The organism is Citrobacter sp. CRE-46 (genome assembly GCF_059615875.1).
This window is the reverse complement of record NZ_CM184341.1, coordinates 3,282,833-3,303,057: the sequence shown is the minus strand read 5'-3', so window position 1 is coordinate 3,303,057 and position 20,225 is coordinate 3,282,833. Positions and strand designations below refer to the sequence as shown.

The following is a 20,225-nucleotide window of genomic DNA, read 5'->3' as shown; positions in this document are numbered from 1 at the left end:
GCTATTGATTACAGTACTGCGACAATCGCTTCGCACAGCGGCGCCATGTTATCTGGTGTCATTCCAGCTACGTTTACACGTCCGGAAGCGACGGCATAGACACCAAACTCTTCACGCAGACGCAGAACCTGTTCTTTAGTCAGGCCGCTGAATGAGAACATGCCGTTCTGTTTAATGATAAAGCTGAAGTCGCGGCTTGCACCTTTCTCCTGCAGCGTATTCACGAACAGTAAACGCATGCGCTGAATGCGTTGGCGCATATCAGTCAGCTCTTGTTCCCAGATGGCGCGCAGCGCGTCGTTGCTCAGAATCGTAGCGACTACGGATGCACCGTGCGCCGGCGGGTTGGAATAGTTAGCACGAATGGCTGATTTCATCTGGCTAAACGCGCGGTCAACGGTTTCAGCATCGGCTGCAACCAGCGTACAGGCGCCTACGCGCTCATTGTACAGACCAAAGTTCTTGGAGTAGGAGCTGGCGACGATCAGCTCTTTGTGCAGCGCCGCGAATGCGCGCAGACCTTCCGCATCTTCTTCCAGACCACGGGCAAAACCCTGGTAAGCGAAGTCAAACAGCGGCAACCAACCTTTATCGACGGAAAGCTGAGCCAGCGTTTGCCACTGCTCCAGTGTTGGATCGATACCGGTTGGGTTATGGCAGCAGCCGTGGAATAACACCACGTCGCCGGCCTGCGCTTCGCTGAGGCTTGCCAGCATCGCATCAAAGTCTAAAGAGTGGTTTGCCGCATCGTAATAATTGTATTCACGAACTTCCAGACCGGCAGAGTTAAAGACGCTCTTATGGTTCGGCCAGCTTGGATTGCTCACCCAAACGCGTTTAGCCGAGGTGTTTTTTGCCAGGAAATCAGCTGCTACACGCAGTGCGCCAGTACCACCAGGGGTCTGTGCTGTACGTGCGCGTTTGTCGTTGATAAGCGAACTCTCTTTACCAAACAGTAATTCCTGAGTGCAGCGACCAAACTCTGGAATACCGTCAATGCCAAGGTAGTTTTTGGTGGTTTCATTTTCCAGTATATATTGCTCGGCTTTTTTAACGCTGGTCAGTACCGGCGTTTTGCCTGTCTCATCTTTATATACACCGATCCCGAGGTTTATTTTTCCTGGGCGGTCATCGGCACGAAACAAATCAGCCAGACCCAAAATAGGGTCGGCAGGAGCGGCGGTAATGTTCTCAAACATGACGAGGTTCCATAGTGATTACAGAAGGGAAGTCCGCTATCAGGTTAACGGTAGATTTACAAAATGCCAACCGTTACTGACGAAAAGCTGAGGTGTTTTTTTAAGACGCAAGAATCCGCTAGCAGAGATAAAAAAACAGGACCGAAGTCCTGTTTTTTAGGCATTTAACAAAGAGGTCTGCTATTAGAACTGGTAAACGATACCTACTGCGACGGTGTCGTCAGAGCCTACGCCCAGTTTGTTGTCAGAATCGATCTGGTTGATGATGTAATCAACATAGGTGGACATGTTTTTGTTGAAGTAGTAAGTCGCACCCACTTCGAAGTAGTTCACCAGATCTACGTCACCGATGCCTTCAATGTCCTTACCTTTAGATTTGGTATAGGCGAGGGACGGACGCAGGCCGAAGTCGAACTGATACTGGGCAACCAACAGCACGTCTTCAGTTTTGTTGGCATAACCGTTAGCGATACGGGTAGCGTTACGGGTTTCGCTGTAGTTCGCCGCCAGGTAGATGTTGTTCGCATCATATTTCACGCCAGCAGCCCACTGCTCAGCTTTTGCACCGCGACCGTAGGTCAGCGTTTCTTGCGCGTTGGTGCGGTCAGCTGCGCCATAAGCACCCACGATACCGAAGCCATCCATTTCGTAGCTTACTGAGCCGCCAACACCATCACCGTTAGAGCGACGCGCGTCATCACGCTCATTTTTGCCCAGGTACTGAACGGCGAAATTCAGGCCTTCAACCAGACCGAAGAAGTTGGAGTTACGGTAGGTTGCGAGACCGCCGTTACGCTGGGAGAAGAACTGGTCAGAAGCAGCGGTATCACCACCGAATTCTGGCAGCATATCGGTGTAACCCAGCGCATCGTATACGACGCCGTAGTTACGACCGTAGTCGAAGGAGCCCGCGTCGCCGAATTTCAGACCGGCAAACGCCAGACGAGTTTTGTTACCGTCCTGCGCGTTTGAGCCTTCAGCATTGTTGCCGGCAAAGTTGTATTCCCACTGGCCGTAACCGGTCAGTTGGTCGTTAATCTGAGTTTCCCCTTTGAAACCAAGACGGGCGTATGTCTGATCGCCGTTAGCAGCGTAGGCATTTTCACCGTTGTGCTTGGAAAAATAGTGCAGACCCACGGCTTTACCGTAAATGTCTACTTTGTTGCCATCTTTGTTATAAACTTCTGCAGCGTTAGCTGCCCCGGCTACCAGCAGAGCAGGGATAACCACTGCCAGAATATTGCGCTTCATCATTATTTATTACCCTCATCGGTTTTTATATGACACCTGCCACTGCCGCCAATAAATTCCGTCAATTAAAATTTACGGAACTATTGATGAGAGTTTGGTGTCTTTATGTGTCTGACAGGCATCTTTCCATTCAAACTATCGTTTCGCTACTCTCAAAGTGCTACAAATATAAAGATTTGGTTTCAAAAAGAAAAAATATGTAACAAAATGTTATTTTTGTGCAACTTTGTGAACAACTTCAAACTTCAGATGTCTCTGCGCTAAAAATTACCCCTGTTATTTCTATTTATATGATTTTCTTATATTTAATTTTGCTAAGACCGCTTTTTCTTCGCTATGACTAAAAGAACTGATTTAACTGAAGGTGATTTATGGACATCTGGACAGCCATGTGAAAGGTTAAAAAATGTACTATTTAATCAGAAAATGCTAATCCACAATAAAACTGCTGATTATTTTTTGTTCGAATGTGTTGCTGTGAAATATTACGTAACAGGAAGAGGGGAGGCGAAGGGTTGTATTTAACGTGTTATGGGGATCCCTGTAACGTGGAGCGGTTACAAAAAAGGCCAGCAATGAATGCTGGCCTTTGGATTAAAAATTCAGCTTTAGAAGCTGGCGTTACGCGGAGTACGCGGGAACGGAATGACATCACGGACGTTCTGCACGCCAGTAACGTAGGCAATCAGACGCTCGAAGCCTAAGCCGAAGCCGGAATGCGGAACGGTACCGTAGCGGCGCAGGTCGCGATACCACCAGTAATCTTCTTTATTCAGACCCATCTCCAGCATACGGGCATCCAGCACGTCCAGACGCTCTTCACGCTGAGAACCACCGATGATTTCACCGATTCCCGGAGCCAGTACGTCCATTGCCGCAACGGTTTTACCGTCTTCGTTAAGGCGCATATAAAACGCTTTGATATCTTTCGGGTAGTTTTTAACCACGACCGGCGCTTTAAAGTGCTCTTCAGCAAGATAACGTTCGTGCTCGGAAGAGAGATCCACACCCCAGTAAACCGGGTTTTCAAACTGTTTGCCGCATTTTTCGAGAATGCTTACCGCGTCGGTGTAGTCCACCTGCGCGAAGTCGGCGTCAATGAAACGTTCCAGGCGTGAAATCGCGTCTTTGTCGACGCGTTCAGCGAAGAATTTCATATCATCCGCACGCTCTGCCAGTACGGCCTTGAAAGCATACTTCAGCATGGCTTCAGCGAGGCCAGCCACGTCGTCCAGGTTAGCGAAAGCCACTTCTGGCTCCAGCATCCAGAACTCCGCCAGGTGACGGCTGGTGTTAGAGTTTTCTGCACGGAACGTCGGGCCAAAGGTATAAATTTTGGACAGGGCGCAGGCGTAGGTTTCGCCGTTCAGCTGACCGGAAACGGTCAGGAAGGCTTCTTTACCGAAGAAGTCTTTATCGAAATCGACTTTTCCCTGATCGTTACGCGGCAGGTTTTCCAGATCCAGCGTAGAAACGCGGAACATCTCACCAGCGCCTTCCGTATCGGAAGCGGTGATCAGCGGCGTGGATACCCAAAAGAAACCCTGCTCATGGAAGAAGCGATGCAGCGCTTGCGCCAGCGTATGACGTACACGCGCTACCGCACCAATCATGTTGGTACGCGGACGCATGTGCGCCACTTCACGCAGATACTCAATGCTGTGACGCTTGGCCGCCATCGGGTAGGTGTCAGGATCTTCAACCCAGCCCGCGACTTCAACCTCAGTGGCCTGAATTTCAAAGCTCTGTCCCTGTCCAGGCGACGCAACGACTTTACCCGTTACGATAACTGAACAGCCGGTTGTCAGGCGCAATACGTCCTGATTGTAATTGGGCAGAGAATTATTGATGACGGCCTGTACAGGATCAAAGCAGGAACCGTCATAAACGGCGAGGAAGGAGATGCCAGCTTTTGAATCTCGGCGGGTACGTACCCATCCGCGCACGGTGACTTCGCTGTCAACGGCTACGCGGCCCTGGAGTACGTCGGCTACAGGCACAACGCTCATAATATTCTCTCTGTTAATAGTCGGATATATAAACACATGTCCACCCGTAATGGGGGGATACCTATGTTACCTGGCATCTGCAATCAGACAAGCAGAATTCGTTGCTGGAGTGAAAGATTTCGGAAATAAACGCGAAAAGGGAGCCGATGTGGCTCCCTGTGAAGATTAACTGGCTTTTTTAATATGCGGCAAATCGAAAGCTTTGCGCAATGCACGAACAAACGCTTTATCGTGGCAGATGGTTTTACCGGGGCTATCAGATAACTTCGCTACCGGTTTGCCGTTACATTCCACCAGCTTGATAACAATATTGAGCGGCTTAACCTGCGGAATATCACACGTTAGCCGTGTACCAATGCCAAAACTCAACTGTACGCGAGAAGAGAAGTGGCGGTAGAGCTCAATCGCTTTTTTCAGATCGAGGTTATCGGAGAACACCAGCGTTTTGCTCAGCGGATCAATCCCCAGTTTTTCATAGTGGGCAATGGCTTTTTCACCCCATTCAACCGGATCGCCAGAGTCGTGACGTAAGCCCTGGTAACGGGTCGCAAATTCAACGCCAAAGTCGCGTAAAAACGCGTCCATGGTGATGCAGTCCGTCAGCGCAATCCCGAGTTGATCAGGATATTCATTTAACCATGCGGCCAGCGCAACGCGCTGGCTGGTGGCAAGCTCCGGGCTGATTTGCTGATGAGCCTGGAACCACTCATGCGCTTGCGTACCCATCGGGGTTAATGACAGACGACGGGCGAGATCGTAGTTGCTGGTGCCGACAAACCAGGATTCTTGCTGCAGGCGTTTAACAATGGCCTGCTGTACTTCGCGTGAAAAACGACGGCGCGTACCGAAATCCATCAGATGGAAGCGGGACATATCGACATCTTTCGTTAAAGCAGAGAATTCGACTAGTTTGCTTTCCAGCTCATGGAGTGCCTGTGGGACGCCTGATTCGGGCGAACGGTAACGGTGCACCAGTTCGCTGATAACCGCCAGCAGCGGGACTTCCCACATGATCACTTCACGCCATGGACCGGTTAAGCGGATGTTCAGCTTGCCGTTATCGTTGGTGACGCACACCTGTTCCGGGTTATAGCGGAAATCACGTAACCAGGCGAGGTAATCAGCTTTAAAGAAAGGCAGGCCGGAGAGCCACTGGTACTCGTCCTCCTGCAGTCGCAGGTGCTGCATGGCATTCACCTGCTCACGAATAGCATCGGCATAAATACCGAGCAGGTCATCGCCACGGCAACGAAATTCAGCCGCTACTTGTACATCATAGTAGTGGTGAAAAACGGCTTGCTGCATATGCAACTTATAAGCGTCTGTATCCAGCAGCGAGTGCAGAACAGGAGAAGCGAATTGTGTCATAGGTGCGCAGTAGCATCCTCTCACGGGAGCGTTTAGTACAATAAACAACTAAGAAAACCGCTGGAGTATACCCTGTTTAGCGATTTATTGAACCCCGATCACACCATAAGCTGTCTTTCTGGTCGAGGGCAATTCGTGCCGCGTGTTATGAAAATGTAGCAAAAAGGGCGTTTGTGCCTGAAAAGATGAACATTCTGCGTAGCGCGATTTACGCAACAGGAATAGACTGAAGCCGAGACTCTACCAAAGATGCTAAAGGTTTTTTTATGACACAACAGCCACAAGCCAAATACCGTCACGACTATCGTGCGCCGGATTACCAGATTACTGATATTGACTTGACCTTTGACCTGGATGCTGAAAAAACCGTGGTCACCGCCGTGAGCCAGGCTGTCCGTCATGGTGCGTCCAGTGCGCCGCTGCGCCTGGATGGCGAAGATCTGACCCTGGTGTCAATCCACGTGAACGACGAGCCGTGGACAGAGTATAAAGAAGAAGAGGGCGCTCTGGTCATCAGTCAACTGCCGGAACGTTTTACGCTGCGTATCGTGAATGAAATTAGCCCGGCGGCCAATACCGCGCTGGAAGGACTGTATAAGTCTGGCGATGCGCTGTGCACCCAGTGTGAAGCAGAAGGGTTCCGCCATATTACCTGGTATCTCGACAGACCCGATGTTCTGGCGCGTTTTACCACCAAAATTATCGCCGACAAAACCCAATATCCGTTCCTGCTCTCTAACGGCAACCGCGTGGCGCAGGGTGAACTGGAAAACGATCGTCACTGGGTGCAGTGGCAGGATCCGTTCCCGAAACCGTGCTATCTGTTTGCGCTGGTAGCCGGTGATTTCGACGTCCTGCGTGACAGCTTTACCACCCGCTCAGGACGTGAAGTGGCGCTGGAACTGTATGTTGATCGCGGCAATCTGGACCGTGCGCCGTGGGCAATGACCTCGCTGAAAAACTCCATGAAATGGGATGAGGAGCGTTTCGGCCTCGAGTATGACCTCGACATCTATATGATTGTCGCCGTCGACTTCTTCAATATGGGCGCGATGGAGAATAAAGGTCTGAACATCTTTAACTCCAAATATGTGCTGGCCCGCACCGATACGGCCACCGACAAAGACTATCTCGATATTGAACGCGTTATTGGTCACGAATATTTCCATAACTGGACCGGCAACCGTGTGACCTGTCGCGACTGGTTCCAGTTGAGCCTGAAAGAAGGTTTAACCGTGTTCCGCGATCAGGAGTTCAGTTCCGATCTCGGCTCACGCGCGGTAAACCGTATCAGCAATGTACGTACCATGCGCGGCCTGCAGTTTGCCGAAGACGCCAGCCCGATGGCGCACCCGATCCGCCCGGATATGGTCATCGAAATGAACAACTTCTATACCCTGACCGTGTATGAAAAGGGCGCTGAAGTCATTCGTATGATCCACACTCTGCTGGGGGAGACTAACTTCCAGAAAGGGATGCAGCTGTACTTTGAGCGTCATGACGGCAGCGCTGCTACCTGTGATTATTTCGTGCAGGCGATGGAAGATGCGTCCAATGTCGATCTCTCTCATTTCCGCCGCTGGTACAGTCAGTCCGGTACGCCGATTCTGACCGTGCGTGATGACTACAATCCGTCAACGGAACAATACACGCTGACTATCAGCCAGCGTACGCCAGCCACGCCGGATCAGGCCGAGAAACAACCGTTGCATATTCCTTTCGCCCTCGAGTTGTATGACAACGAAGGGAAAGTGATTCCGCTACAAAAAGGCGGGCATCCGGTGAATGCCGTGCTCAACGTGACCCAGGCAGAACAGACATTTGTCTTCGATAACGTCTACTTCCAGCCGGTTCCGGCACTGCTGTGCGAATTCTCCGCACCGGTAAAACTGGAATACAAATGGAGCGATCAGCAACTGACCTTCCTGATGCGTCATGCGCGTAACGATTTCTCTCGTTGGGATGCGGCGCAAAGTCTGCTGGCGACCTATATTAAGCTCAACGTTGCCCGTCATCAGCAGGGCCAGCCGTTGTCGCTGCCGGTACATGTGGCCGATGCATTCCGCGCGATTTTGCTCGATGAGAAAATCGATCCGGCGCTGGCGGCAGAGATCCTGACGTTGCCTTCGGTGAATGAAATCGCCGAACTGTTCGACATCATCGATCCGGTGGCGATAACGGAAGTTCGCGAAGCATTGACCCGCACGCTGGCGGCTGAGCTGGCGGATGAATTCCTCGCTATCTATAACGCTAATCATCTTGACGAGTACCGCGTTGAGCATGCTGATATTGGTAAGCGTACGCTGCGCAATGCCTGCCTGCGCTTCCTGGCCTTTGGCGAAACCCATCTGGCTGACACGTTGGTTAGCAAGCAGTACCGCGAAGCGAACAATATGACTGACGCCCTGGCGGCGCTGTCCGCTGCGGTGGCGGCGCAACTGCCATGCCGTGACGCATTGATGCATGAGTATGACGATAAATGGCATCATGACGGTCTGGTGATGGATAAATGGTTTATCCTGCAATCCACCAGCCCGGCGAGAAACGTGCTGGAAACGGTACGCGGTCTGCTGAAACATCGTTCCTTCAGTATGAGTAACCCGAACCGTATTCGTTCCCTGATTGGTGCTTTTGCGGGCAGCAACCCGGCGGCTTTCCATGCGGAAGATGGCAGCGGCTATCAGTTCCTGGTCGATATGCTGACTGAGCTGAACAGCCGCAATCCGCAGGTGGCGTCACGTCTGATTGAGCCGTTGATTCGTTTGAAACGTTATGATGCCAAACGTCAGGCGAAGATGCGTGCGGCGCTGGAACAGTTGAAAGGCCTCGAGAATCTCTCCGGCGATCTGTTCGAGAAGATTGACAAAGCGTTAGCCTGATAATATTGCCGGATGGATCCGGCCTACCATTCACGCGTAGGCCGGATAAGCGGTAGCGCCATCCGGCGTTTTTAACCCTGCTTGCGTAGCTGAACTTCATTTTCGCCACGCTTCATCACCCGGTTCAACACTTCCGCTTCCAGTTCGGCTAACCGCACCGATCCCAAACGGCGGGGGCGCTGAATATCCACCGTCAGATCCAGCCCGATTTTGCCATCTTCGATCAACAGCACGCGGTCTGCCATCGCGACGGCCTCACTGACATCGTGCGTCACCAGCAGCACCGTAAAGCCGTGGTCCTGCCATAGCGAGACGATCAGATCCTGCATCTCAAGACGGGTTAACGCATCCAGCGCGCCGAGCGGTTCATCCAGTAACAGCAGGCCAGGGCGGTGAATTAATGCCCGCGCCAGGGCCACGCGCTGTTTTTGGCCGCCAGACAGGGCGGCAGGCCACTCCTGTGCCCGGTTTTCGAGGCCAACAGCGGCCAACGCATTACGGGCCGCATCGCGCCATTGACCTTTCAGCCCCAGACCAACGTTATCAATAACCGTTTTCCATGGCAGCAGGCGCGCATCCTGAAACATCATGCGCGTATCATCCTGAATCTCTGCCAGCGGGGTAGTTCCGGCAAGTAATGCGCCTGAAGTGGGCGATTCCAGCCCAGCCAGCAGGCGCAGCAAGGTGCTTTTGCCACCGCCACTGCGGCCCACTACGGCAACAAATTGCCCTGCCGGAATATGCAGATCTAATTGATTCAGCACCGTATTGGCGGCGTATTGTTTGGTCACGGCGCTCAGCAAAAGCGGCGTACCCTGATTCAAGCGAGCGGTATTCATACAGTAGCCTCCTTCACATGGTAAGCCGGGTTCCAGCGCAGCCAGACTCGCTCCAGCAGTTGGGCGCTGACATCGGCAAGTTTGCCGAGCAGGGCGTAGAGAATGATGGCCACTACCACCACGTCGGTTTGCAGAAATTCTCGCGCATTCATCGCCAGATAACCAATGCCGGCATTGGCGGAAATGGTCTCCGCAACGATCAACGTCAGCCACATCAGCCCAAGGGCGAAGCGTACGCCAACCATAATCGAGGGCAGGGCGCCGGGGAGGATCACATGGATAAACAGTGAAAAGCCGGACAACCCATAGCTGCGCGCCATTTCCACCAGGCCGCGATCGATATTGCGGATCCCGTGCCAGGTGTTGATGTAAATCGGGAACAGTGTGCCCAAGGCGACGAGAAAGATCTTCGCCGATTCATCAATGCCGAACCACAAAATCACCAGCGGGATCAGCGCCAGATGGGGAACGTTGCGCAGCATCTGTATCGACGTATCCAGCAGGCGTTCCCCCCAGCGTGAAAGACCGCTGATGAGTCCCAGCGTCAAACCCAACGATCCACCGATCGAGAATCCGATCAGCGCCCGCCAGGAACTGATCGCCAGATGCTGCCAAAGCTCGCCGCTGGTGGAAAGTGTCCAGAAGGCTTCGACAACGCCTTCCGGGGAGGGCAGGATGCGGGTGGATAGCCAGCCCATTGACGAGGCTATCTGCCAGAGCGCCACCAGACCTACCGGCAAAAACCAGGGTGCGAGGCGCAATAGCCACCTGTTTTTCGGTGTTGTCATCAGCGTGCTCCTTAGCTTTGCGCGACCTTACGGGGAATAAATTCGTTTGCCACCGCTTCGCCTTGTTGGTGCAGACGCTGTGGCTGTGGAATTTCAGGTATCGAAACATCCAGATGCGGGAACAGTAGCTCGCCAACTTTGTACGCCTCTTCCAGATGCGGATACCCCGACAGCACAAAGCTGTCGATACCCAGCGCGGCGTACTCGTTTATGCGCGCTGCGACGGTCGGGCCGTCGCCGACCAGCGCGGTTCCGGCGCCGCCACGCACCAGCCCAACGCCTGCCCACAGGTTCGGGCTTATTTCCAGTTTGTCGCGTTTACCGTTGTGCAGCGCGGCCATCCGCTGTTGGCCAACCGAATCTGTTCTTGAGAAGGCGGCCTGGGCTTTGGCAATCGTGTCGTCATCAAGATGCGAAATCAGACGCTCCGCTGCCTGCCACGCCTCATCCGTCGTCTCCCGCACGATCACATGCAAACGAATACCAAAGCGGATCTTGCGTCCAAGCGCTGCTGCTTTGGCTCGCACTTGCTCAATCTTCTCTTTCACCTGTTCAGGCGGTTCGCCCCAGGTCAGATAGAGATCAACCTGCTCGGCAGCCAGGTCTTGCGCGACATCGGAAGAACCGCCGAAATAAAGCGGCGGCCAGGGTTGTTGTACGGGAGGAAAAAACAGCTTCGCGCCGCGGACGTGCATATGTTTGCCGTTGAAATCCACCGTTTCCCCCTGTAACAGCCGACGCCAGATCTGGGTGAATTCAGCAGAAGCTTCATAGCGCTCGGTGTGATCAAGAAACACGCCGTCGCCAGCCAGCTCCTGCGGATCGCTGCCGGTCACCAGGTTAAACAGCGCCCGTCCGTTAGAGAGTCTGTCGAGCGTTGCAGCCTGGCGTGCGGCAACCGTTGGCGAGGTTACGCTTGGACGCAGCGCGACCAAAAACTTGAGCCGCTGAGTAACAGGGATCATGGAGGCGGCTACCAGCCAGGCATCTTCACAGGAGCGACCGGTTGGGATCAAAACGCCGGTAAATCCCAGGCGATCGGCAGCCTGCGCGATTTGCTGCAGATAACTGTGATCGACCGGACGCGAGCCTTCTTCCGTCCCCAGATAGTGGCCATCCCCGTGGGTGGGTAAAAACCAGAACATGTTCAGACTCATAATTTTGCTCCTGTCTGCTGAGTGGGTTGCCAGATACGCTGGCGAATATCGATTTTTTTCGGCACCAGACGATTGTCATAAAACAGATCGGCGGTTTGTTGTTGCAGGGCGGCAACCGAGGCGCTGACGGGTGAGATGGTCGTTGGCGGCCGGTGATCAAGATAAGACGCAATCACCGGCTCTGGCAGTCCCATGGTTTTGGCCAGCAGGGTAATACTTTGCTGGCGCTGGCTGAGGGTTAACGCATCAGCCTGGCTAAAGGTATCCAGCACGCCAAGAACAAACGCGCCATTTTTCTCGGCATAAGGACGCGCGGCGAGATAAAAGGAGCCGGTCTGTTTGAGGTCTGAGCCGTCTTTCAGCACGCGCACATCACCCTGCAGCAACGCGGCGGAATAGTAAGGATCCCAGATAGCCCACGCATCAACGTTACCTTGCTGGAAGGCTGCTCTGGCATCTGCGGGTGTCAGATATGTTGGTTGAATATCGGTAAATTTCAGCCCGGCCTGTTGTAAGGCTCGCAGCAGTAGATTGTGGGCGCTGGAACCTTTCTGGAAGGCGACTTTATGCCCTTTGAGCTGTGCAACGCTCTGGATCGGGCTGTTTTTGGGCACCAGAATCACTTCGGCTTTTGGTTTGGGCGGCTCGACGCCAACGTAAACCAGATCGGCTCCGGCGGCCTGGGCGAAAATCGGTGGAATGTCACCGGTACTGCCGAGATCGATACTGCCAATATTGAGTGCTTCCAGCATTTGCGGCCCTGCCGGAAACTCAATCCACGAGATTTTGGTCTGTGGGTAGCGTTTCTCCAGTAACTGATGGCTTTTTGCCAGCACCATACTGACGCTTCCTTTCTGGTAGCCTATGCGCAGCGCGTCTGGTGCAGACTCTGCGGCATGGACGAGCGTTGAAAGTGACAGCAATCCGGTCAACGCCAACCACGGCGTGTGACGCTTGAGCAGATTAAGCATGGGCGGCACCTCGCAGAGCATTCAATTGAGGAAGTTGGACATCACGACGATGCAACGCCAGCCAGAAGGTGTCGAGCGCATTGTCCAGACGCAGTTGCAGGTTGGGCGTAAACTGCGGTTTATGCTGATAATCAATGACCTGTGAATCATCAGCAAAAACACCGTGCAGGATTTCCTGGGCTTTTAACGCGCTCAGCACCGGCTTAAGCGCGTAATCAACGGCCAGTAAATGCGCAACGGTACCGCCTGTTGCCAGCGGCAAAACCACTTTGCCTTCCAGTGCGCGTTCGGGAAGCAGATCGAGCAACGTTTTCAACGCTCCGGAGTAAGCTGCTTTGTAGACCGGCGTTGCAACAATCAATCCGTCGGCGTCGTGCAGTTGTTCGACAAAGGTTTTCAGCGCCGGGCTGTCGAAGCGCGCATAGATCAGGTCTTCTGGGGCAAAGTTGTGCAGATTCCAGTGACAGACTTCGACATCCTGGCCGTTCAGTTTTTCCCGGGCGTATTCCAGTAAGGCGCTGGAGCGAGAGGGGAAGCGTGGGCTTCCCGCCAGAGTAATGACGCGCATAATTTCAATCTCCCCTTATAACTAATTGTTCGCTTTTATTTAACATTGATAACAATTTGTGCAGTCTGGCAGAGAGATTTTGTTTATCGAAATGATTTATACGGGATAGAAAAGTTGAAAAATGAATAAAACGGCAGAAGCAGGAAAACGATTGCTATTTATTGCCGCAGGTCAATTCCCTTTTTGCTCGCGATCGCACATAATACGCCCCCGGTTTGCACACCGGGAATCCAGGAGAGTTCATGTACTACCCCTTCGTTCGTAAAGCCCTTTTCCAGCTCGATCCTGAGCGCGCTCATGAATTGACATTCCAGCAGTTACGTCGCATTACCGGCACGCCGCTCGAAGCGCTTGTCCGCCAGAAAGTACCCGCAAAACCGGTTACCTGTATGGGGCTGACGTTTAAAAATCCGCTCGGGCTTGCTGCCGGACTGGATAAAGACGGGGAGTGCATTGATGCGCTCGGTGCGATGGGATTCGGTTCAATTGAAATTGGTACCGTGACGCCACGCCCTCAGCCCGGGAACGATAAACCACGTCTGTTCCGTCTGGTGGATGCGGAAGGTTTGATCAACCGCATGGGATTCAATAACCTGGGTGTTGATAATCTGGTAGAGAACGTTAAGAAATCACATTTTGACGGCATTCTCGGCATTAATATTGGTAAGAATAAAGATACTCCGGTAGAAAACGGCAAAGATGACTATCTGATTTGTATGGAAAAAGTCTATGCTTATGCCGGTTATATCGCGATTAATATCTCTTCACCGAATACGCCGGGATTACGCACGCTGCAATACGGTGAAGCGCTGGATGATCTGCTGACGGCAATTAAAAATAAGCAAAACGATCTGCAAGCGATCCACCATAAATATGTTCCGGTGGCCGTAAAGATCGCGCCGGATCTTTCCGTCGAAGAACTGATCCAGGTTGCCGACAGTTTAGTTCGGCATAATATTGATGGTGTAATTGCAACTAACACCACTCTCGATCGTTCTCTCGTACAGGGAATGAAAAATTGCGATCAAATGGGGGGACTGAGCGGTCGTCCGTTACAATTAAAAAGTACAGAAATTATTCGCCAGTTGTCTCAGGAATTAAATGGTCAGTTGCCAATTATTGGCGTTGGCGGTATTGACTCGGTGATTGCCGCGCGCGAGAAAATAGCCGCCGGCGCAACCCTCGTACAGATTTATTCGGGCTTTATTTTTAAAGGCCCGCCGTTGATTAAAGAAATCGTCACCAATATCTGAATGCTACCTTAATCACAATCCAGGGCTTTATTTCTAGCCCTGGTTGTTTTATATTCCTTTACTGTTGCTTATTTAAACATTCTGAGCTTTTATTATTAGGGCAATAAACGAAGCGGCAAAAGGATACTGTCGTAACGGCGATGATTAAGGAAAGGAGAGAAACTGATGCGAATTAAACCCGACGATAACTGGCGCTGGTATTATGATGAAGAGCACGATCGTATGATGCTCGATTTAGCCAATGGTATGTTATTCCGTTCGCGTTTTGCTCGTAAAATGCTCACGCCTGATGCCTTTACTCCTTCCGGATTTTGCGTTGATGACGCCGCGCTTTATTTTTCCTTTGAAGAAAAATGCCGCTACCTGGATTTAGCGAAAGAACAAAAAGCGGAACTGGTGCTCAATGCGCTGGTGGCTATTCGTTATCTTAAGCCGCAGATGCCAAAAAGTTGGCACTTTGTCGCCCACGGCATTAACTGGACGCCAGTGCCAGGGGACGCTGCCTGTGTCGATTTAAGCGATACCGATGAACAGGTAAACCTGTTAGTGGTTGAGCCGGGTGAAAACGCTGCGCTTTGTCTGCTGGCGCAACCGGGTGTGGTGATTGCCGGACGCACCATGCAGCTTGGCGACGCAATTAAAATCATGAATGACAGACTGAAACCGCAGACAATGGTTGACAGTTTCAGCCTTGAGCAGGCGGTTTAACTTTCCAGCCTGATTGCCGTTTTGGGCACACAACTGCAGCACAGAATTGTCCCGTCATCTCCCATCGCTGATTTTTTCAGCGGGGTCACTTCGCCTTCTACCAGCCGAATTCGACAGCATCCGCAAATTCCCGCCCGACATGAGTAGGGAACCCGGATACCCTGGTTTTCCAGTTGTTCAAGCAATACCTGCTGATTATTTCCGCGAAAGGTCTGTCCCTGCCACTCGATAAGCACCGTGGCATCGGGTTGTTGCACCGGGGCAGTATCATCGGTTTCTGCCGCGCCATATACTCTGGCCGGACCGGTGGACAGAATTTCAACCTCGTCGCCGACGCGAATCACGCCACTGTTACGCGCAATGAGATTCTGACCAAAATCGACATCGCCGTTATCCGTCGCAGTGCGAAAGCTTTGCAGCGTGGCCAGCGGTTCGCCGGACGGATGCTTCTGACCTTTCTCAGGGCTGACGGTGGTGAAAATGCAGCGGCTACAAGGTTTAGCCACGTCAAAAATAACCTCGCCAATGCGGATCACTTTCCAGGTATCTTCTTCCCAGGCGGCAGCGCCTGAAACCACCAGATTGGGGCGAAACTGCTCCATTTTTACGCTTGCCGGGCAGCGCTGCTGCAAATCGCGCAATGACGCTTCGTTAGTTAAAAGGTAGGGATAACCATCGGCAAAGGATAAAGGAACATCATCGCGGCGCTTCACTCGGCGCGTCAGCTGCGGACCAACCCAGCGAAGCTGCACGTCACGGGAGAAAAAACCGCTCAGCCACTGGTTGATAGCCGCTGGCGCAATACGCGCGGTAAAATGGTTGCCCCACACTTCCGTCGGCGCATCCTGCAGGGCGAAGTCGGCAAATCGCACAAGCGCGCTGCTACCGTCTGGCGCCGTAAGATGCAATCCATCGTGGAAAGGGGAAGGGGTAAAACGCACCATCTGTGGGTACTGTCGGGCGGTAATGAACGTCCCGTCGGGTTCGGTAATCATAAATATGCGATCAAAGGCGAGACCACTAACGTCTGCCAGAGCGTGGGTAAGCCCAATACCGCGCATTGATTTAACCGGATGAATAAAAAGTCGGGTTAACGTGACCACTGTACAGCCCCTCGAGCGAAAATAAGCCTTCAACTTTATGACATACCGCCCATATTAGCTATAATGCGCAGCAATTTTCTCGGAGTAAAAGTGACATTATGAATTCTCTGTTTGCCAGTACGGCCCGCGGGCTGGAAGAGCTGTTAAAAACTGAACTGGAAAACCTTGGCGCGCTGGAGTGTCAGGTCGTTCAGGGTGGGGTCCATTTTAAGGGCGACACGCGGCTTGTTTACCAGAGCCTGATGTGGAGCCGCCTGGCCTCGCGCATTATCCTGCCGATGGGAGAGTGCAAGGTCTACAGCGATCTTGATCTGTACCTCGGTGTTCAGGCAATCGACTGGACAGAGATATTTAATCCGGGCGCTACATTTGCGGTGCATTTTAGCGGCCTGAACGAAACCATTCGTAATAGTCAGTACGGGGCGCTGAAGGTAAAGGATGCGATTGTCGACGCCTTTACCCGTAAAAATCTGCCGCGTCCGAATGTGGATCGTGAATCTCCGGATCTGCGTATTAACGTGTGGCTGAATAAAGATACCGCCAGTATTGCGCTCGATCTGAGCGGTGATGGCCTGCATCAGCGTGGGTATCGCGATCGCGCAGGTCAGGCGCCGATTAAAGAAACGCTGGCTGCCGCCATTGTGATGCGTTCAGGTTGGCAACCGGGCATGCCGTTACTCGATCCGATGTGTGGCTCCGGTACACTGCTGATTGAAGCGGCGATGTGGGCAACCGATCGTGCGCCTGGTCTGCACCGTGGTTATTGGGGCTTTAGCGGTTGGGCGCAGCACGATGACGCTGTGTGGCAAGAGATTAAAGCCGAAGCGCAGGTGCGCGCACGTAAGGGTCTTGCAGACTACACCTCGCACTTCTATGGATCTGACAGCGATGCTCGCGTAATTGAAAAAGCACGCAGTAACGCCCGTCGCGCCGGAATTGCCGATCTGATGACGTTTGAAGTTAAAGATGTCGCCAAACTGAGCAACCCGTTACCGAAAGGACCGTACGGGACGGTTATCAGCAACCCGCCGTACGGCGAACGTCTGGATAGTGAACCGGCGCTGATTGCCCTGCACAGCCTGCTGGGGCGCACAATGAAAAACCAGTTTGGCGGCTGGAATCTGTCCCTGTTTAGCGCCTCGCCGGATTTGCTCAGCAGCCTGCAATTACGTGCTGATAAGCAGTTTAAAGCGAAAAATGGTCCGCTGGATTGCGTGCAGAAGAACTATCACGTTGCAGAAACCACCGCCGACAGTAAGCCTGCCACGGTCGCGGAAGATTATGCCAACCGCCTGCGTAAGAATCTTAAGAAGCTGGAAAAATGGGCGCGTCAGGAAGGTATTGAATGCTATCGCCTGTACGATGCCGACCTGCCGGAATACAACGTGGCGGTAGATCGCTACGGTGACTGGGTCGTGGTGCAGGAATACGCGCCGCCAAAAACGGTCGATGCGCAGAAAGCGCGTCAACGCCTGTTCGACATCATTGCCGCTACGCTCTCGGTACTTGAGATTGCCCCGAATAAACTGGTGCTGAAAACCCGTGAACGTCAAAAAGGCAAGAACCAGTATCAGAAGATGAATGAGAAGGGTGAATTCATTGAGGTAAGCGAGTACAACACACGTCTGTGGGTGAACCTGACTGACTATCTTGATACCGGTTTGTTCCTCGATCACCGCATTGCGCGTCGCATGCTGGGTCAGATGAGTAAAGGTAAGGATTTCCTCAATCTGTTCTCCTACACCGGTAGCGCCAGCGTTCATGCCGGACTGGGCGGCGCGCGGAGCACCACGACGGTTGATATGTCGCGTACCTACCTGGAATGGGCTGAACGCAACCTGCGTTTGAACGGCCTGAGTGGTCGCGCTCACCGTTTAATTCAGGCCGATTGTCTGGGCTGGCTGCGCGATGCCAATGAACAGTTCGATCTGATTTTCATCGATCCACCAACGTTCTCTAACTCTAAACGCATGGAAGATTCGTTTGATGTGCAGCGCGATCATCTGGCGCTGATGAAAGATCTGAAACGTCTGTTACGTAAAGACGGCACGATCATGTTCTCCAACAACAAACGTGGATTCCGTATGGATCTCGAGGGGCTGGCTGAGCTGGGATTGAAAGCACAAGAAATTACCCAAAAAACGCTTTCCCAGGACTTTGCCCGTAACCGTCAGATCCACAATTGCTGGCTGATTACCGCAGCCTGAAAGGATAAGTAAATGTCATTGATCAGTATGCATGGTGCATGGCTGTCGTTCAGCGATGCGCCCCTTCTTGATAATGCGGAACTGCATATCGAGGATAACGAACGCGTCTGTCTGGTAGGCCGTAACGGCGCGGGCAAATCGACGCTGATGAAGATCCTGAACCGTGAACAGGGTCTTGACGACGGGCGTATTATTTATGAGCAGGATCTGGTCGTCGCGCGTCTGCAACAGGATCCGCCGCGTAACGTCGAGGGCAGCGTGTATGACTTCGTTGCCGAAGGTATTGAGGAACAGGCTGAATACCTGAAGCGGTATCATGATATTTCGCGCCTTGTCATGACCGATCCCAGCGACAGAAATCTGAATGAGATGGCGCGGGTTCAGGAAATGCTCGATCACCACAATCTGTGGCAACTCGAAAGTCGCATTAATGAAGTGTTGGCGCAACTGGGGCTGGATCCTAACGCCGCGCTTTCGTCGCTGTCTGGTGGTTGGCTGCGTAAAGCGGCGCTGGGCCGCGCGTTGGTGAGTAATCCGCGCGTATTGCTGCTCGATGAACCGACGAACCATCTGGACATTGAAACAATCGACTGGCTGGAAGGGTTCCTGAAATCCTTCAACGGAACAATCATTTTCATTTCCCACGACCGTTCATTTATTCGCAACATGGCGACGCGTATTGTTGATCTTGACCGCGGCAAACTGGTGACCTATCCGGGGAACTACGATCAATATCTGCTGGAGAAAGAAGAAGCGCTGCGGGTAGAAGAGTTACAAAACGCGGAGTTTGATCGCAAGCTGGCGCAGGAAGAGGTTTGGATCCGCCAGGGTATCAAAGCGCGTCGTACCCGTAACGAAGGCCGTGTGCGCGCCCTGAAAGCGATGCGTCGCGAGCGCGGTGAACGTCGCGAAGTGATGGGCACGGCGAAGATGCAGGTTGAAGAGGCGAGCCGTTCGGGCAAGATTGTCTTCGAAATGGAGAATGTGGATTATCAGGTTGATGGTAAGCAACTGGTAAAAGATTTCTCCGCGCAGGTGCAGCGCAGCGACAAAATTGCGTTAATTGGCCCTAACGGTTGCGGCAAGACGACGCTGCTCAAACTGATGCTAGGCCAACTGCAGGCTGACAGTGGACGTATTCATGTTGGGACCAGGCTGGAAGTGGCTTATTTCGATCAGCACCGGGCTGAACTGGATCCGGATAAAACCGTGATGGACAATCTGGCCGAAGGTAAGCAAGAGGTGATGGTTAACGGTAAACCCCGCCATGTGCTGGGCTACCTGCAGGACTTCCTGTTCCACCCGAAACGGGCGATGACGCCAGTACGCGCGCTCTCCGGTGGGGAACGAAATCGTCTGTTGCTGGCGCGTTTGTTCCTGAAACCCAGTAATCTTTTAATTCTCGATGAACCAACGAACGATCTTGACGTCGAAACGCTGGAACTGCTTGAAGAGCTGATTGACAGCTATCAGGGCACCGTACTGCTGGTGAGCCACGACCGTCAGTTTGTGGATAATACCGTTACGGAATGTTGGATCTTCGAAGGCGGTGGTAAAATTGGTCGTTATGTCGGCGGTTACCATGACGCGCGCAGCCAGCAATCGCAGCATGTAGCGTTTAAACAGCCCGTTGTGAAAAAAACAGAGGAAGCTATTGCTCCTAAAGCAGAAATTGTCAAACGTGGCACGAGCAAACTAAGCTATAAACTGCAGCGCGAACTGGAGCAGCTCCCCGCATTGCTTGAAGAACTGGAAGCTAAGCTGGAAACATTACAAGCTCAGGTTGCTGACGCCGCTTTTTTCAGTCAGCCGCACGAGCAAACGCAACAAGTTTTAGCTAATCTGAACGAAGCGGAACAAGAACTTGAGCAAGCCTTTGAGCGCTGGGAGTATCTTGAATCTTTGAAGAATGGCGCATAATTTAA

Annotated in this window: 15 protein-coding genes; 5 read left to right on the top strand and 10 right to left on the bottom strand. The window is 52.6% G+C overall.

The genetic code is table 11. The features are described 5' to 3' along the window. Positions 1 to 8 precede the first annotated feature (8 nt). From aspC to pncB, 4 genes are all read right to left on the bottom strand, one after another. Positions 9 to 1,199 (bottom strand): aspartate transaminase, encoded by a 1,191-nt coding sequence (gene aspC, locus AC534G_RS16150; protein WP_042309427.1) that lies wholly within the window; start codon positions 1,197 to 1,199, stop codon positions 9 to 11. Between the two features lie 183 nt (positions 1,200 to 1,382). Then, complete coding sequence (gene ompF / locus AC534G_RS16145; protein WP_199951400.1) at positions 1,383 to 2,453, bottom strand: porin OmpF; 1,071 nt, start codon at positions 2,451 to 2,453, stop codon at positions 1,383 to 1,385. 605 nt (positions 2,454 to 3,058) lie between these two features. Then, positions 3,059 to 4,459: an asparagine--tRNA ligase gene (asnS, locus tag AC534G_RS16140; protein ID WP_038639361.1), complete on the bottom strand. Its 1,401-nt coding sequence runs from the start codon at positions 4,457 to 4,459 to the stop codon at positions 3,059 to 3,061. 165 nt (positions 4,460 to 4,624) lie between these two features. Next, the gene (gene pncB, locus AC534G_RS16135; protein ID WP_069323257.1) at positions 4,625 to 5,827 is read right to left on the bottom strand and encodes a nicotinate phosphoribosyltransferase; all 1,203 of its coding nucleotides are present in this window, start codon (positions 5,825 to 5,827) and stop codon (positions 4,625 to 4,627) included. 266 nt (positions 5,828 to 6,093) lie between these two features. Here pncB and pepN point away from each other — a divergent pair, with 266 nt between their 5' ends. Further along, on the top strand, positions 6,094 to 8,706 hold the full coding sequence (gene pepN, locus AC534G_RS16130; protein WP_496594429.1) for an aminopeptidase N: 2,613 nt from the start codon (positions 6,094 to 6,096) through the stop codon (positions 8,704 to 8,706). Positions 8,707 to 8,777: 71 nt separating this feature from the next. Here pepN and ssuB read toward each other — a convergent pair whose 3' ends face one another. The 5 genes from ssuB to ssuE are packed head-to-tail and all read right to left on the bottom strand — an operon-like array spanning position 8,778 to position 13,029. Beyond that, the gene (gene ssuB, locus AC534G_RS16125) at positions 8,778 to 9,545 is read right to left on the bottom strand and encodes an aliphatic sulfonates ABC transporter ATP-binding protein (protein WP_110498494.1); all 768 of its coding nucleotides are present in this window, start codon (positions 9,543 to 9,545) and stop codon (positions 8,778 to 8,780) included. Next, a complete protein-coding gene (gene ssuC, locus AC534G_RS16120; protein WP_110498493.1) occupies positions 9,542 to 10,333 on the bottom strand; it encodes an aliphatic sulfonate ABC transporter permease SsuC in 792 nt (263 codons plus the stop codon). Before ssuC ends, ssuB begins: the two co-directional genes overlap by 4 nt. Before the next feature lie 11 nt (positions 10,334 to 10,344). Continuing rightward, positions 10,345 to 11,490, bottom strand: coding sequence for an FMNH2-dependent alkanesulfonate monooxygenase (gene ssuD / locus AC534G_RS16115; RefSeq protein ID WP_038639379.1), 1,146 nt, complete (start codon positions 11,488 to 11,490; stop codon positions 10,345 to 10,347). Next, positions 11,487 to 12,461, bottom strand: coding sequence for a sulfonate ABC transporter substrate-binding protein (locus AC534G_RS16110; protein ID WP_087857549.1), 975 nt, complete (start codon positions 12,459 to 12,461; stop codon positions 11,487 to 11,489). The genes ssuD and AC534G_RS16110 overlap by 4 nt, the downstream gene beginning before the upstream one ends. After that, positions 12,454 to 13,029, bottom strand: coding sequence for an NADPH-dependent FMN reductase (ssuE, locus tag AC534G_RS16105; RefSeq protein ID WP_061381850.1), 576 nt, complete (start codon positions 13,027 to 13,029; stop codon positions 12,454 to 12,456). Before ssuE ends, AC534G_RS16110 begins: the two co-directional genes overlap by 8 nt. A gap of 242 nt (positions 13,030 to 13,271) precedes the next feature. Between ssuE and pyrD the strand changes: the two genes are divergently transcribed. Further along, positions 13,272 to 14,282: a quinone-dependent dihydroorotate dehydrogenase gene (pyrD, locus tag AC534G_RS16100; protein ID WP_038639394.1), complete on the top strand. Its 1,011-nt coding sequence runs from the start codon at positions 13,272 to 13,274 to the stop codon at positions 14,280 to 14,282. Positions 14,283 to 14,447: 165 nt separating this feature from the next. Then, a complete protein-coding gene (gene zapC, locus AC534G_RS16095) occupies positions 14,448 to 14,990 on the top strand; it encodes a cell division protein ZapC (protein ID WP_038639397.1) in 543 nt (180 codons plus the stop codon). Here the strand turns inward: zapC and AC534G_RS16090 are convergent. After that, positions 14,987 to 16,093, bottom strand: coding sequence for a YcbX family protein (locus AC534G_RS16090; protein ID WP_110498492.1), 1,107 nt, complete (start codon positions 16,091 to 16,093; stop codon positions 14,987 to 14,989). The genes zapC and AC534G_RS16090 overlap by 4 nt on opposite strands. Before the next feature lie 98 nt (positions 16,094 to 16,191). Between AC534G_RS16090 and rlmKL the strand changes: the two genes are divergently transcribed. Together rlmKL and AC534G_RS16080 are read left to right on the top strand one after the other, a co-directional pair. Then, positions 16,192 to 18,300, top strand: coding sequence for a bifunctional 23S rRNA (guanine(2069)-N(7))-methyltransferase RlmK/23S rRNA (guanine(2445)-N(2))-methyltransferase RlmL (rlmKL, locus tag AC534G_RS16085; RefSeq protein ID WP_110498491.1), 2,109 nt, complete (start codon positions 16,192 to 16,194; stop codon positions 18,298 to 18,300). 12 nt (positions 18,301 to 18,312) lie between these two features. Continuing rightward, a complete protein-coding gene (locus tag AC534G_RS16080) occupies positions 18,313 to 20,220 on the top strand; it encodes an ABC transporter ATP-binding protein (protein ID WP_110498490.1) in 1,908 nt (635 codons plus the stop codon). Positions 20,221 to 20,225: the final 5 nt, after the last annotated feature.

Excerpts from the sequence above, each read along its gene's own strand:
- aspC (WP_042309427.1), bottom strand. The coding sequence starts at position 1,199 with ATGTTTGAGAACATTACCGCCGCTCCTGCCGACCCTATTTTGGGTCTG.
- ompF (WP_199951400.1), bottom strand. The coding sequence starts at position 2,453 with ATGATGAAGCGCAATATTCTGGCAGTGGTTATCCCTGCTCTGCTGGTA.
- asnS (WP_038639361.1), bottom strand. The coding sequence starts at position 4,459 with ATGAGCGTTGTGCCTGTAGCCGACGTACTCCAGGGCCGCGTAGCCGTT.
- pncB (WP_069323257.1), bottom strand. The coding sequence starts at position 5,827 with ATGACACAATTCGCTTCTCCTGTTCTGCACTCGCTGCTGGATACAGAC.
- pepN (WP_496594429.1), top strand. The coding sequence starts at position 6,094 with ATGACACAACAGCCACAAGCCAAATACCGTCACGACTATCGTGCGCCG.
- ssuB (WP_110498494.1), bottom strand. The coding sequence starts at position 9,545 with ATGAATACCGCTCGCTTGAATCAGGGTACGCCGCTTTTGCTGAGCGCC.
- ssuC (WP_110498493.1), bottom strand. The coding sequence starts at position 10,333 with ATGACAACACCGAAAAACAGGTGGCTATTGCGCCTCGCACCCTGGTTT.
- ssuD (WP_038639379.1), bottom strand. The coding sequence starts at position 11,490 with ATGAGTCTGAACATGTTCTGGTTTTTACCCACCCACGGGGATGGCCAC.
- AC534G_RS16110 (WP_087857549.1), bottom strand. The coding sequence starts at position 12,461 with ATGCTTAATCTGCTCAAGCGTCACACGCCGTGGTTGGCGTTGACCGGA.
- ssuE (WP_061381850.1), bottom strand. The coding sequence starts at position 13,029 with ATGCGCGTCATTACTCTGGCGGGAAGCCCACGCTTCCCCTCTCGCTCC.
- pyrD (WP_038639394.1), top strand. The coding sequence starts at position 13,272 with ATGTACTACCCCTTCGTTCGTAAAGCCCTTTTCCAGCTCGATCCTGAG.
- zapC (WP_038639397.1), top strand. The coding sequence starts at position 14,448 with ATGCGAATTAAACCCGACGATAACTGGCGCTGGTATTATGATGAAGAG.
- rlmKL (WP_110498491.1), top strand. The coding sequence starts at position 16,192 with ATGAATTCTCTGTTTGCCAGTACGGCCCGCGGGCTGGAAGAGCTGTTA.
- AC534G_RS16080 (WP_110498490.1), top strand. The coding sequence starts at position 18,313 with ATGTCATTGATCAGTATGCATGGTGCATGGCTGTCGTTCAGCGATGCG.